This window comes from Oerskovia paurometabola, assembly GCF_016907365.1.
Taxonomy (GTDB): domain Bacteria; phylum Actinomycetota; class Actinomycetes; order Actinomycetales; family Cellulomonadaceae; genus Oerskovia; species Oerskovia paurometabola.
The window spans coordinates 4,179,359-4,193,179 of the sequence record NZ_JAFBBV010000001.1 but is presented as its reverse complement, the minus strand read 5'-3'; the positions used below and the strand labels follow the sequence as shown (position 1 = coordinate 4,193,179).

The following is a 13,821-nucleotide window of genomic DNA, read 5'->3' as shown; positions in this document are numbered from 1 at the left end:
GCGACGACGAGGGTCGCGGACGTCCACGACCAGGTGCTCGGGCGCACGACGCGAACGGTGGTGGGCCCGTGGTGCAGAGCAGGGGCAGGGCGAGCGGCAGCGACGTGCACGAGCCGCCCAACGCGTTCAAGAACGTCTGGTGGCTCCCGGTGGTGCGCGGCGTGCTCCTGGTGGTCCTGGGCCTGCTGCTCATGATCGAGCCGCTCGAGGCGCTCGAGACGCTGCGCTGGGTGTTCGGGATCTTCCTCGTCGCCGACGCGGCCCTCGTCGCGGCCCAGGGGCTGGCGCACCGCAAGCAGGTGGGCTGGCGGTGGTGGCTCGCGCAGGCGGTCGTGGACCTGCTCTTCGGGGTCGCGATCATGTTCTGGCCCGACCTCAGCGCGACCGCGCTCTACTACGTCCTGGTCGTGTGGGTCCTGGTCCTGGGGATCACGGCGGTCGTCGGGGCGGCGGGGCTGGTGCGCAACCGGGACCTGGGGTGGCCGTGGATGCTCACGGTCGGCATCGTGTCGGCGCTGTTCGGCCTGCTGCTCGTCACGCGCCCGGTGGACGCGGGCGACGTCCTGAGCCTGACGGTCGTCGTGTTCGGGTTGTACGCGTTCGTCGCGGGAGCGATCCACGTGGTCTCGGGCTTCGGGGTCCGTTCGGTCGCACGTGAGCTCGCCGACCTGCGTGCCCGGGCGGTCGCGGCCGGTGTCGTCGTCACGGGCGGGTCGGTCCTGGGGGCCGGGCCGTCGGCCCCGGTGGTCGCGGAGGCGGCGGCGGCCCCCGCGCCGGTCCCGGGGGCGCCCTCCGGCCCGACGGCGGACCTCGCCCCGGGCAGGGACGTCGCGGGCGAGGTGGCCGGGTCGGGCGACGCGCCGACCGGCGACCCGCTCCTCGCCGGCGACCCGCTCCCCGCCGGTGACCCGCTCCCCGCCGGTGACCCGGACGAGGTGACCCGGCCGCGCGAGCCGGGCTCCGGCGTCGGGCAGGGGACGCCCCCTCGGTGAGAGGCCGGGATGACAGCGCTGCCACCACGACGCGTCGCACCGTGAAACGGCCGTGACGCACCGGAACGTACTCCTGGGTAACTTCACCCGTGTGATCTGTCTCACCATGTGGAGCATGGGGTTACGACCCGGTAACAACATCACCGGAACCGCACCATCTCGCCCTTCGGGGGTGCTTGACCGAAACAACGGTGTGTTAGACATCACGCACCTTGGTCACAGCGCCAGGTCGTGGGAGCGCCACCGCGCACCCACCTGACGACCCCGAAGAAGAGGTGTGACGGATGACGACCGTTTCCAGGAAGCGGCTCCTCGCCGCAACGGCGGGCATCGCCGTCGTGACGCTCACGCTCACGGCGTGCGGCGGCAGCGGCGGGAACGACGACGACGGCGGCGGCGCCGCGAGCGCCGGCGGCGCGCTGACCATCGGCACGACCGACAAGGTCACGACCCTCGACCCCGCGGGCTCCTACGACAACGGGTCCTTCGCGGTCATGAACCAGGTGTTCCCGTTCCTCCTGAACACCCCCTACGGCAGCCCCGACGTCGAGCCGGACATCGCCGAGTCCGCCGAGTTCACCGGCCCCACCGAGTACACCGTGAAGCTCAAGCCGGGCCTGAAGTTCGCCAACGGCAACGACCTCACGTCCTCCGACGTGAAGTTCACGTTCGACCGTCAGGTCGCGATCAACGACGAGAACGGCCCCGCCTCGCTGCTCTACAACCTGGACAGCGTCGCCGCGCCCGACGACACGACCGTCGTCTTCACGCTCAAGTCGCCCGACGACCAGGTCTTCCCGCAGATCCTGTCGAGCCCGGCCGGCCCCATCGTCGACGAGGACGTGTTCGCGGCCGACGCGCTGACACCCGACGCCGACATCGTCTCGGGCAAGGCGTTCGCCGGTCAGTACTCGATCGCGAAGTACGACTTCAACAACCTCATCTCCTACGAGGCCAACCCCGACTACCAGGGCGTGCTCGGCAAGGCCGCGACCGCCAAGGTCAACACCAAGTACTACGCCGACGCGTCGAACCTGAAGCTGGACATCCAGGAGGGCAACATCGACGTCGCCTTCCGCAGCCTGTCCGCGACCGACATCGACGACCTGCGGGGCAACGACAAGGTCGAGGTCGTCGACGGCCCCGGCGGCGAGATCCGCTACATCACGTTCAACTTCGACTCCCAGCCCTACGGCGCCAAGGCCGAGGGGGCAGACCCCGCCAAGGCCCTCGCCGTGCGCCAGGCCGTCGCGGACCTCATCGACCGCGAGGCCATCGCGAGCCAGGTCTACAAGGGCACCTACACGCCGCTGTACTCGTACGTCCCCGCAGGCCTGACCGGAGCGGTCGAGCCGCTCAAGGAGCTCTACGGCGACGGCCAGGGCGGACCCGACGCCGACAAGGCCAAGGCAGCCCTCGAGGCCGCCGGGGTCACGGTTCCCGTCGTGCTCGACCTGCAGTACAGCAACGACCACTACGGCCCGTCCTCGGGTGAGGAGTATGCGCTCATCAAGGACCAGCTCGAGGAGAGCGGCCTGTTCACGGTCAACCTGCAGACGACCGAGTGGGTCCAGTACGCCAAGGACCGCACCGCCGACGTCTACCCCGCGTACCAGCTCGGCTGGTTCCCGGACTACTCCGACGCCGACAACTACCTCACGCCGTTCTTCCTCCAGGAGAACTTCCTCGCGAACCACTACCACGACCAGGAGGTCAACGACCTGATCCTCCAGCAGGCCGCCACGCCCGACCCGGCAGCCCGCACGGCTCTCATCGAGGAGATCCAGGGCAAGGTCGCCGAGGACCTCTCGACCGTCCCCTACCTCCAGGGCGCGCAGGTCGCGGTCGTGGGCACCGGTGTCGAGGGGACCGAGAAGACGCTCGACGCGTCCTTCAAGTTCCGCTACGGAGCGCTCTCGAAGGGCTGACCCCACAGGCGCTCGGGGTGGTCCGGCCGACGATCGTCGTCGGCCGGACCACCGCTCCGAGCCCAGCCGGCTCGGGTCGCCCGAGCCCGCGCAGCAGCATCGCAGGCCACCGAGCAGCGCGGCTCGGACCACGACGAACGGACGACATGACCACGACGACCGACCAGGTGACCACGGCCGACCCGCCGGGCACCGGGACCTCCCGCTCCACACCCCCGCGGAAGAAGACGTCCGGAGGAGGTGGGCTGGGACGGTACGTCCTGGTCCGGTTCCTCCTCATCATCCCGACCGTCTTCATCCTCGTGACGACCGTGTTCGTCGTCATGCGCTCGACCGGCGACCCCATCACGGCCGCGCTCGGCGGGCGCCTGCGGGCCGACCAGCTCGCCGAGCGCATCCACGAGGCCGGCTACGACCGCCCGATCATCGTCCAGTACCTCGAGTACCTGGGCGGGATCGTACGTGGCGACTTCGGCACCACGATCAGCGACAACCGCCCGGTGTCCGAGGTCCTGACGACCTACGGCGCCGCGACGCTCGAGCTCGCGGTCTACGCCCTGATCATCGCGTTCCTGGTCGGCGTGCCCCTCGGGCTCCTCGCCGCGCACCACCGCGACCGGATCCCCGACGCGTTCCTGCGCGTCTTCGCGATCCTCTGCTACGCGACGCCAGTGTTCTTCGCGGGACTCCTGCTCAAGCTCGTCTTCTCGGTGGGCCTCGGGTGGTTCCCCGTCGCGGGGCGCGCGTCCACGGGGGCCGAGCTGCAGATGATGGCCCTGCCGGACCCGTCGGGCTTCTACGTCGTCGACGCGATCCGCACGGGCGACCCTGCGGTCCTGGGTGACGTGCTGATGCACGCGGTCCTGCCGGGCGTGGCCCTGGGGCTGCTGACCGCCGGGGTCTTCCTGCGGCTCGTGCGCACCAACGTCATCGGGACCCTCGCGACCGACTACGTCGACGCGGCCCGCTCGCGCGGAGTGTCCGAGCGCCGGCTGGTGCGCACGCACGCGTGGCGTCCCGCGCTCATCCCGATCATCACGGTCATGGGCATGCAGATCGCCCTGCTCCTGGCCGGGGCGGTCCTGACCGAGACGACGTTCGAGTGGAAGGGCCTCGGGTTCATGCTCGCGCAGTACCTGCAGGCCCGGGACTTCGTCGCGGTCCAGGGGATCGTCGTCCTGCTGGCCGTGATCGTCGCGGTCACGAACTTCCTCGTGGACGTCCTCGCGGCGTTCATCGACCCGAGGGTGAGGTACTGACATGGCACGCCGACTCTCCTGGGGCCGTCTGCCCGTGGTCCACCAGCTCCGTCAGAGCGTGGGCCTCCAGCGCGGCATGCTCGTCGCGGGCCTGGTCATCACGGCGCTCTTCCTGCTCACGGCGCTGGCCGCCCCGTGGCTCGCGCCGTACGGGTTCAGCCAGCTCCGCAGCGGCGACGTGCTGTTCGGGGCGCAGCAGCCGCCGTCGGCCGAGCACCTGCTCGGCACGACCGTCGGCGGGTACGACGTCCTGTCCCGCGTCATCTGGGGAGCGCGCACCGCGGCCCTCGTGATCGTGGTCGCGATCGCGGCGTCGATCGTGATCGGCGTCCTGCTGGGCCTGGTCTCGGGGTACTTCGGGGGCTGGCTCGACCGCGTGCTCGTCGTCGTGTGCGACGCGGTCTACGCGTTCCCGTCGCTGCTGCTCGCGATCCTGCTCGCGATCGTCATCAGCGGCGGGCAGTCGGACCTGTGGGGCGGCATCCTGGCGGCCGCGTTCTCGATCACCGTGGTCTTCATCCCGCAGTACTTCCGCGTGATCCGGGCGGAGACCGTGCGGATCAAGGCCGAGGCGTTCATCGACTCGGCGCGCGTCATCGGCACGCCGCACCGCCGGATCATGGGGCGGCACGTGCTGCGCAACGCGACGCGCACGCTGCCGCTCATCGTGACGCTCAACGCGTCCGAGGCGATCCTCACGCTCGCGGGGCTCGGGTTCCTGGGCTTCGGCATCGAGCCGACGGCCGCGGCCGAGTGGGGCTACGACCTCAACAAGTCGTTGTCCGACGTCACGAGCGGCATCTGGTGGACCGCGCTCTTCCCGGGCCTCGCGATCGTGCTCGCGGTCCTGGGCATCACGCTCGTGGGCGAGAGCCTCAACGACCTGGCGGACCCGCGGCTGCGCAGCCGCCGGGCGGCCGCCGTCGGGGCGGGCGAGGTCGCGGAGACGTCGGTCGTGCCGGGCGGCACGCTCGCGGCGGGCCCCGCGGGGCTGGGCGGGCTGGAAGGTTCGGGGACGCTGGGCGACGAGGGAATCGAGGTGCGCCCGTGAGCGCGCAGCAGGACGCGGTGCCGGGGTCGGCACCGGCACAGGCTTCACGCCCGACGACGTCACGCACCTCGGGTGCGGTCGTCACCGTCCGGGACCTCACGGTCTCGTTCGCGACCGACGCCGGGCCGATCCTCGCGGTCGACGGGGTGGACCTCGAGGTCGCCCCGGGCGAGGTGCTCGCGGTCGTGGGCGAGAGCGGCAGCGGGAAGACCGTGACCGCCAAGACGATCCTCGGCCTGCTGCCGGAGACCGCGACGGCGAGGGGCGCCGTCGTGCTGGCGAACAAGGCGGGGTCGAGCGAGTCCGACGTCGTCGCGCTGAGCCGGTCCCAGCTGCGGGCCGTGCGCGGCACGGACGTCGCGATGGTCTTCCAGGAGCCGTCGGCCGCGCTCAACCCGGTCTTCACCGTCGGCTGGCAGATCGTCGAGGGGCTCCGCGCGCACCGGCGCGTGCGACGCGCGGAAGGGCGCAGGCAGGCGATCGACGTGCTGCGCCGGGTCGGCATCCCCGACCCCGAGACGGCGGTGGACAAGTACCCGCACCAGTTCTCGGGCGGGCAGAAGCAGCGCGTCGTGATCGCGATGGCGCTCGCGCTCGACCCCGGGCTGATCGTCGCCGACGAGCCGACGACCGCGCTCGACGTGACCGTGCAGGCCGAGATCCTCGACCTGCTGCGGCGCTGCCGCGACGAGTTCGGGACCGCGATCGTCCTCATCACGCACAACATGGGCGTCGTCGCGGACCTCGCGGACCGTGTGGCCGTGATGTACCAGGGCAAGGTCGTGGAGCAGGCGGACGTCCGGTCGCTGTTCGAGGACCCCCAGGCCGAGTACACGCGGTCGCTGCTCGGGGCCGTGCCCCGCGTCGGCGGGGGCGTGGTCAACGCGGCCGCACGGGTCGAGGCGCGCGCCGACGGCTGGGCAGAGGGCGCGCCCGTGGTCGTGGCCGAGGGGCTGCGGATCGAGTACCCGGGCCGCTTCCGCAAGCCCGCGTTCGTGGCCGTCGACGGCGTGGACCTGTCGATCCGGCCCGGCGAGGTGCTGGGACTCGTGGGGGAGTCGGGCTCGGGCAAGACGACCATCGGCCGGGCCATCGGCGGGCTCACGCCCGTGACGGGCGGGTCGCTGTCGGTGCTGGGCATCGAGATGCGGGGTGCGCGCGAGCGCGACGTGCGACCCGTGCGGCCGCGCATCGGGTTCGTCTTCCAGGACCCCGCGTCGAGCTTCAACCCGCTGCTCACGATCGCCGAGTGCGTGGCCGAGCCGCTCGTGGTGCACGGGCGGGCGGGGGACGCGCGCGACGCGCGCGGACGGGTCGACGAGCTGCTCGAGTCGGTCCAGCTCCCGCGCTCGTACGGCGACCGGTACCCGCACGAGCTGAGCGGCGGGCAGCGCCAGCGCGCGAGCCTGGCCCGGGCGCTCGCGCTCGACCCCGAGCTCTTGGTCGCGGACGAGCCCACGTCGGCGCTCGACGTGTCGGTCCAGGCGCGCGTGCTCGACCTCTTCGCCGAGCTCCAGCGCGAGCTGGGGTTCGCGTGCCTGTTCATCAGTCACGACCTCGCGGTCGTGGACCTGCTCGCCGACCGGATCGCGGTGCTCTACCGGGGCCGGCTCGTGGAGGAGGGCACGTCGGCCGAGGTGCTGGGGGCCCCGCATCACACGTACACCAAGCAGCTCCTGGCGTCGCTGCCCGTGCCGGACCCGGTGCTCCAGGCCGCGCGCCGGGAGGAGCTGGCGGCGCTGCGCGCCTGACGGTCCTCGCGCCCGTCCGCCGAGTGCGGAGCAGTTGCTGTCGAACGGCGGTTCTGACGACAGCTGCTCCGCACTCAGCGGCGTGCCGCGGCAACTGAGTTTCGGCTAGCCGACGCCCAGTGCCTCGAGCCACTCGCGCGGAAGCAGGGCGTAGCCCACGAACGCGACCACGTCGAGGATCGTGTGGGCGATCACGAGCGGCACGACGCGGTTTCGCCCCCATCTGCTGGTGTAGAACCACGAGAACACGACACCCATGACCACGTTCCCGACGAACGGGCCGATGCCCTGGTACAGGTGGTACGAGCCGCGCAGCAGCGAGCTCCACACGACGAACTTCACGCGCCCCCAGCCCAGGTCCTTGGTGCGCTCGAACAGGTAGGAGACCGCGATGACCTCCTCGAGCAGGCCGTTCTGGAGGGCCGCGAGGATCAGGATCGGCACGGTCCACCAGTAGTCGGCGAGGTTGGCGGGGTTGACCTCGACCGTGATCCCCAGGGCCCGCCCCACCACGTACAGCCCCAGGCCCGGGATGCCGATGACCGCGGCGAGCGCGAACCCCCACCCGGTGTCGCGCCAGGGGCGGCTGCCGTCGAGCCCGATGGCCCGGGTGACCGACCGGCCGCGCGCCGAGAGCAGGTAGAGCGCGAGCGCGACCGGGATGAGCGCGAAGCCGATGCTGAGGATCTGATAGGTCAGGTCGAGGTACGGGCGGGGTGACTGGGAGTTGTTGAGGCTCGTGCTCTGCTCGGCGAGCGGGGTGCCCTCGGTCAGGCGCGCGACGATGTTGACGATCGCGTACACGCCCGACCGGCCGAGGCTCAGTCCCAGCAGGATCCAGATCTCGGCACCGATGCGGCGCCGGGTCTCGGGGTGGTCGGCCGTCGTCGGGGCCCAGCGCGAGCGCTTGCCGGTCTCGGGGGGAGTGCCGGGAGGAGTGGTCACCTGGCCGTTATAGCACCCGCCGCGGGGGAGCGCTGCGCGGTCTTCACACAATCCTCGTCGGTTGGTCAACAGGCGTCCGGAGGGCGTGCAGACGCGTTTCCTACCCTGGGAGGACCGTGACTTCGCACAGACCCCCCTCCATCAGCCCGACCGCCCGAGACGCCCCCGCACCGGGCGCCGCCGACGACGACCTCGACGAGAAGCCGCCAGGCCTCTCCGTCACGCAGGTCGTCGCGAGCGCGCTCGCTGCCGTGAGCTCGACGGTCCTGCTGTCCTACCTGGGCGTGGCCGGGACGATCATCGGTGCGGGCGTGGCGTCGGTCCTGACGGTCGTCGGGAACAACCTCTACACGCGTTCGATCCTCAAGACGCGTCGGCAGATGAAGGCCGCGATGAAGGCGGGCGTGGTGCTGCCCGTGGGCAAGAACGGCCGCAAGGTCCTGCTGCCGACGCTCGCGGGGTCGCACTCGGCGAGCGACGGTCGCGCGGACGACACCACAGAGAGCACCGGTGTGCTGCCCGCGGTCGGCGCGGACGGTCAGGCTGCCGACACCGCGGTCCTCTCGGCCGACGACGTGGGCGGCACGCGCCTCGACGACCTGCGCACCGCGGCCACGGACGGGCCCGACGACGGCACGGACGGCCAGCAGGACGGCGTCACCTCGGACGACACCCGGGACGGCGACGACACGGACGGCGACGACACGGACGGCGACGACACGACGTCCCGCCGTCCGAGCCGCAAGACGCTGATCCTCTCGGCCGTCGGTGTCTTCCTCGTGCTGATCGTGGGCGTGACGCTCGTCGAGGTCGTCGCCGGACGCCCGCTGAGCGAGATCCTGCGCGGCGAGGAGGGCTCGGGCACGTCGATCAGCCACGTCGTCTCGCGCGAGCCCGCGACGACCGGAGACACGGGAGACACGACCGGCGACACGACGGACAACTCGACCGACGCGCCGAGCTCGGGCACGACGCCGAGCCCGGCCCCGAGCGAGGTCCCGACCCAGGCGCCGACCGACGCGCCGACCACCCCGGAGCCCGAGCCGACCACGCCTGTCACGCCGGAGCCGAACCCGACGCCGGGGACGGGCGGCGACACTGGCGGGACCGGTGGCACGGGTGCGGGTTCCGGCTCAGGAGCCACCGACCTCGAGCAGCAGCCCGGCACAGGTGCAGGCACGGGGGCCGGGAGCACTCCGGGGACCGGGACCTCGGGCTCCGCGACGTCCTGACGCGCAGCAGCTCCGTCCTCGCCTGACGCCGAGAAGTGAGTTGAGGCCCCTGATCCACGTGGATCAGGGGCCTCAACTCACTTCTCGGCGTAGGGAGGCTCTTGCGCGCAGGCCGTACTCCTGGCAGGCTACAAAGTAGTTTGCAACACAAACCACAATCCTCGTGGAGGAGGAGCCCCTGTGCCGGACCAGATGCCCGACCAGACGTCCGACCGGCCCGCCGGACCCGCCCAGGGGCCCGACGACGACCAGCCGCTCGACCCCGCCGCGAGCCTGCGCCTCATCGCGGCCCAGCAGGAGAAGGCCAAGGACGTCGAACCCGACGGCCGGGTCCTCTACGGCGTCTGGGGGCTGGCCTGGCTCCTGGGCTACACGACGCTCTACGTCAGCTCGCTGCGCTCGGCCGCCCCTCCCGCCACGGCGACCCTGCAGATCGGGGCGAGCGACGTCGTCGGGCAGCCCGAGCCCTGGGCCCTCCTCGCCTTCACCTTCCTCATCGTGGGCGCCGTGGCGATCACGATCGTGCACATCATGACCCGCGTGAGCGGCGTGCGCGGCGCGAGCGCCCGCTCGGGCGCGCTCTACGGCTGGGCCTGGTTCATCTCGTTCGCAGCCATGAGCATGGTCCTGGGCGGGCTCGCCCGCGCCGGGGCGAGCCCCGAGGTCATGTCCCTCGCGAGCAACTCCCTGTCGTGCCTGGTCGTCGGGATCATGTACCTCGCAGGCGGGGCCATGTGGCAGGAGGTGCGCCTGTACGTCCTGGGCGTGTGGATCCTGCTCGTCGCCGGGGCCGCGACGATCGTGGGCCTGCCCGGCCTCTACCTCGTCATGGCCGCCGCAGGCGGTGGCGGGTTCCTGCTCATGGCGCTCGTCGAACAGGTCCTGCGCGTACGGACGCGGCGCCGGATCGCGGGAGGGGCTCGTGCCTGACGTCGAGCTCGACCCGGTCATCCACGCCCAGGCGCGGCTGCGCGTCGTCGCGACGCTCTCGGCGCTGGGCGCGGGCGACCAGATCGCGTTCCCCAAGCTCCGCAAGCTCCTCGACATGACCGCAGGCAACCTCTCGACGCACCTGCGCAAGCTCGAGGACGCCGAGTACGTGACCGTCACCAAGACCCACGAGGGCCGCACCCCGGCCACCTACATCAGCCTCACCCCCCGCGGGCGCCGCGCCTTCGAGGTCTACACCGAGTCCCTGAGCATGCTCCTGAGAGGAGCCGGATCGTGACCAGCCAGCACTCAGCCGTCAGTCCGGGGCGGGCTGCCGCCGCGACACGAGGAGGCCCGGCCGTGCCGCACGGGTCCCTCGTGTCCGCGCAGCACGTGACCCGCCACTTCGGCGAGGTCGTCGCGCTCGACGACGTGACCCTCGAGGTCGGGGCCGGGGAGCTCGTCGGGCTCCTGGGCCCCAACGGCGCCGGGAAGTCGACGCTGCTCTCGCTCGTGAGCGGGCAGCGCAAGCCGGACTCGGGCGTCGTGCGCCTCTTCGGCGGCGACCCGCGCGACGCCTCGTCCCGCCAAGGCCTGGGCCTCACGCCGCAGGAGACAGGCCTGCCCGCGACGCTCAAGGTGCGCGAGGTCGTCGACTTCGTCGGCAAGCACTACGCGAACCCCGTGCCCACGGGCGAGCTGCTCGAGCAGTTCGGGCTGTCCGACCTCGCCGGGCGCCAGACCGGGGCCATGTCCGGCGGGCAGAAGCGACGCCTCGCGGTCGCGCTCTCGCTCGTCGGGCGCCCGCGGGTCGTGCTGCTCGACGAGCCCACCACGGGCCTCGACGTCGGCGCACGCCAGGCGCTGTGGGCCGCGATCCGCGAGTACCACGCGGGCGGCGGGACCGTGCTCCTCACGAGCCACTACCTCGAGGAGGTGCAGGCGCTCGCGCAGCGCGTCGTCGTGATCGACCAGGGCGTGGTCAAGGCCGACGACACGCTCGACGCGATCCTGCGCCGCGTCGGGCTGCGGCGCGTGGTCGTGCGCAGCACCGCTGACCTGGGGACCGACCTGCCGGGCGTGGTGCGGTCCGAGCGCGCCGCAGACAAGGACGCGGGGGAGTCCGGCGCCTGGCGCTACGAGCTGTACACGGCCGACGCCGACGAGCTGGTCCGCACGCTCGTGACGTCGGGTCTGCCGTTCCACGGGCTCGAGATCCGGGGCGCGAGCCTCGAGGAGGCGTTCGAGCAGATGGTCTCCCGCGCAGCACCCACCGACCACGGCGAGGCCGGGACCCCGACGGGCGCGACGCCGTCGGGCGCCGCGGACCAGCAGACCTCCGAGGAGGAGAGCGCGCGATGAGCACCCACGCAGCCACCACGACCCCCGGCGTGAGCGGGCGCCCGCCCAGCGCCGCGACCCTCACCTGGATCCACCTCAAGTACCAGTTCCTCGAGACCGTGCGCGTGCCCATCGCGGTCCTCGGGAACCTGCTGTTCCCTGCGCTCGCGATGTTCTTCTTCGTCGTGCCGCAGAAGGAGGTCGCGGGCGACCCCGTCGCGGCGACCACGGCCGTCGCGTCGCTCGGGCTGTTCGCGATCTGCTCCGCGAGCCTGTTCACCTACGGGCTGGGCGTCGCGGAGGACCGGGCGCTGCCGTTCGACCCGTTCCTGCGCTCGCTGCCCGCGGGCCCCGCGCCGCGCATGGTCGCGCGCATCCTCAACGGCGGGGTCTTCTCGCTGTTCGGGCTCGTGCCGCTCATCCTCATCGGGTGGCTCCTGACCGCTGCGAGCGTCACGTGGCCCCAGCTGCTCGCGGGCGTGGGGACGGTGCTGCTCGTGTCGGTGCCGTTCGTGCTGCTGGGCATCGCGATCGGGTACTCGCTCTCGGCCAAGGCCGCGCTGCCCGTGGTGCAGGTCATCCTGTTCCCGCTCGCGTTCGCGGGCGGGCTGTTCCTGCCGCCGTTCCTGTTCCCGCCGTGGCTCGACGCGATCTCGATGGCCACCCCCACGCGCGCCGGCCGCGACCTGCTGGTCCAGGCGCTCACGGGCGAGCCGGCGTACGCGCTCGCGTGGGTCGTGCTGCTGGGGTGGACCGTGGTGTTCGCGGTCCTGGCGGTGTGGGCGTACCGCCGCGACGAGGGCCGCCGCTTCAAGTAGGCCCCCCGTCCGCCCCGTCCGGGCGCCGAGCATGCGGTGGGCGTCGTGAATCCCGTGATTCGCGACGCCCACCGCATGCTCGGGCAGCGGTAACCGCATGTTCGGCGCCGACGGCGCTGCGCACCTCGATTCCGCCCGCCGCGTTAATGTGATATCACTTTGATAGACGCGGGGCGCCCGGCACCCGTCAGCGACGAGAGGAACACGTCATGAGCGACACCACCGTCCCCCCGCAGGAGTCCCTGGGCGGAGAGCCGAGCGGACGCCCCGTCGGGCACGACGGCACCCGCGTGGACGTCACCGAGCAGCCCGCGTGGTCGCTCGGCGCCGGCGGAGGTGGCCTCGCGATCCTCCTCGTCCTCGCCCTTCTCGGCGGGTCGGTCCCCCTGTTCATGAGCAGCACCCCGGTCGGCACCCTGCTCGGCGTGGTCGCGATCGTGCTCGGTCTCCTCGTGCTCACCGCCGTCAAGGTCATCAACCCGGGCCAGACGCTCGTCGTCCAGTTCTTCGGCCGGTACCTCGGGACGATCCGCCGTACCGGGCTCGTCGCCACCGTGCCGCTCTCGACGCGCAAGCGCGTGTCCGTCCGCGTCCGCAACTTCGAGACGAGCGAGCTCAAGGTCAACGACGCCGACGGCAACCCGATCAACATCGCGGCGATCGTCGTGTGGCAGGTGGCCGACACCGCGAAGGCGAGCTTCGCCGTCGAGGACTACACCGACTTCGTCCGCGTCCAGGCCGAGTCGGCGCTGCGTCACGTGGCCATGTCCCACCCGTACGACGACGCCGAGGCCGGCGAGCAGTCGCTGCGCGGCGCGACGGAGGTCGTGTCGGCGGAGATCGCCGCGGAGGTCGCCGCACGTGTCGTGGTGGCGGGCGTCGAGGTCATCGAGGCCCGCATCTCCAACCTCGCGTACGCCCCCGAGATCGCGCAGGCCATGCTGCAGCGCCAGCAGGCCGGGGCGATCATCGCGGCCCGGTCGAGGATCGTCGAGGGTGCCGTGTCCATGGTCGAGGACGCGCTCCAGCGCCTCGAGGCCGAGTCGATCGTCACGCTCGACGACGAGCGCCGCGCCGCCATGGTGTCGAACCTCCTCGTCGTGCTGTGCAGCGACAGCCGCGCGACCCCCGTCGTCAACGCCGGGTCGCTCTACTCGTGACCCCCGAGGTCCCGGCACCCGCCCCCGGCGGGTCGCCGGGGGCCGGCGCGCAGGGGCCCGACGGCGGAGCGGACGCCGGGCGTGAGGGTGCGTCGCGCGTGGGTGGGCCCGACGGCGGTGCGGACGTCGGGCGTGAGGGTGCGCCGCGCGTGGGTGGGCCCGACGGCGGTGCGGACGCCGGGCGTGAGGGTGCGCCGCGACGCCCCCGGACCGACCGGAAGCAGGTCCTGCTGCGCCTCGACCCGGCGGTTCACGACGCGCTCGCGCGCTGGGCGTCGGACGAGCTGCGGAGCGTCAACGCGCAGATCGACATGGTGCTGCGCCGGGCACTCGACGCCGAGGGGCGGCTCCCACGAGACGTGCGTCCGCCGCGCCGCCCGGGCCGCCCGTCGGCGGACTGACCGGCACTCGCTG

13 protein-coding genes are annotated in these 13,821 nt (G+C 72.2%); 12 read left to right on the top strand and 1 reads right to left on the bottom strand.

Annotation, left to right across the window (positions count from 1 at the left end; genetic code table 11):
• The first annotated feature begins 68 nt into the window (after positions 1–68).
• The 5 genes from JOD48_RS18730 (at position 69) to JOD48_RS18710 (ending at position 6,981) form a co-directional block, all read left to right on the top strand.
• A complete protein-coding gene (locus JOD48_RS18730; RefSeq protein WP_204810057.1) occupies positions 69–992 on the top strand; it encodes an HdeD family acid-resistance protein in 924 nt (307 codons plus the stop codon).
• Between the two features lie 284 nt (positions 993–1,276).
• On the top strand, positions 1,277–2,920 hold the full coding sequence (locus JOD48_RS18725) for an ABC transporter substrate-binding protein (RefSeq protein ID WP_204810056.1): 1,644 nt from the start codon (positions 1,277–1,279) through the stop codon (positions 2,918–2,920).
• A 146-nt stretch (positions 2,921–3,066) separates the two neighbouring features.
• On the top strand, positions 3,067–4,179 hold the full coding sequence (locus JOD48_RS18720) for an ABC transporter permease (RefSeq protein WP_191790146.1): 1,113 nt from the start codon (positions 3,067–3,069) through the stop codon (positions 4,177–4,179).
• Position 4,180: 1 nt separating this feature from the next.
• Complete coding sequence (locus JOD48_RS18715; RefSeq protein ID WP_204810055.1) at positions 4,181–5,230, top strand: ABC transporter permease; 1,050 nt, start codon at positions 4,181–4,183, stop codon at positions 5,228–5,230.
• A gap of 17 nt (positions 5,231–5,247) precedes the next feature.
• Positions 5,248–6,981, top strand: a complete 1,734-nt coding sequence (locus JOD48_RS18710; RefSeq protein WP_204810692.1) for a dipeptide ABC transporter ATP-binding protein — start codon at positions 5,248–5,250, stop codon at positions 6,979–6,981.
• A 105-nt stretch (positions 6,982–7,086) separates the two neighbouring features.
• Here JOD48_RS18710 and JOD48_RS18705 read toward each other — a convergent pair whose 3' ends face one another.
• Positions 7,087–7,926 (bottom strand): CPBP family intramembrane glutamic endopeptidase, encoded by an 840-nt coding sequence (locus JOD48_RS18705; protein WP_372440787.1) that lies wholly within the window; start codon positions 7,924–7,926, stop codon positions 7,087–7,089.
• A gap of 116 nt (positions 7,927–8,042) precedes the next feature.
• On the opposite strand from JOD48_RS18705, the gene JOD48_RS18700 reads away from it, so the two are divergent.
• From JOD48_RS18700 to JOD48_RS18670, 7 genes are all read left to right on the top strand, one after another.
• Positions 8,043–9,158, top strand: a complete 1,116-nt coding sequence (locus JOD48_RS18700) for a hypothetical protein (protein ID WP_204810054.1) — start codon at positions 8,043–8,045, stop codon at positions 9,156–9,158.
• Positions 9,159–9,338: 180 nt separating this feature from the next.
• Positions 9,339–10,088 carry a hypothetical protein gene (locus JOD48_RS18695; RefSeq protein WP_204810053.1) on the top strand — a complete coding sequence of 250 codons (750 nt, stop codon included), beginning with the start codon at positions 9,339–9,341 and terminating at the stop codon, positions 10,086–10,088.
• Complete coding sequence (locus JOD48_RS18690; protein WP_191790149.1) at positions 10,081–10,386, top strand: transcriptional regulator; 306 nt, start codon at positions 10,081–10,083, stop codon at positions 10,384–10,386. The genes JOD48_RS18695 and JOD48_RS18690 overlap by 8 nt, the downstream gene beginning before the upstream one ends.
• A 62-nt stretch (positions 10,387–10,448) precedes the next feature.
• Complete coding sequence (locus tag JOD48_RS18685; protein ID WP_307824256.1) at positions 10,449–11,450, top strand: ABC transporter ATP-binding protein; 1,002 nt, start codon at positions 10,449–10,451, stop codon at positions 11,448–11,450.
• The gene (locus JOD48_RS18680) at positions 11,447–12,247 is read left to right on the top strand and encodes an ABC transporter permease (RefSeq protein WP_191790150.1); all 801 of its coding nucleotides are present in this window, start codon (positions 11,447–11,449) and stop codon (positions 12,245–12,247) included. Before JOD48_RS18685 ends, JOD48_RS18680 begins: the two co-directional genes overlap by 4 nt.
• Positions 12,248–12,456: 209 nt before the next feature.
• The gene (locus tag JOD48_RS18675; protein WP_191790151.1) at positions 12,457–13,407 is read left to right on the top strand and encodes an SPFH domain-containing protein; all 951 of its coding nucleotides are present in this window, start codon (positions 12,457–12,459) and stop codon (positions 13,405–13,407) included.
• Positions 13,404–13,808 (top strand): type II toxin-antitoxin system antitoxin, encoded by a 405-nt coding sequence (locus JOD48_RS18670; RefSeq protein ID WP_204810704.1) that lies wholly within the window; start codon positions 13,404–13,406, stop codon positions 13,806–13,808. The genes JOD48_RS18675 and JOD48_RS18670 overlap by 4 nt, the downstream gene beginning before the upstream one ends.
• Positions 13,809–13,821: the final 13 nt, after the last annotated feature.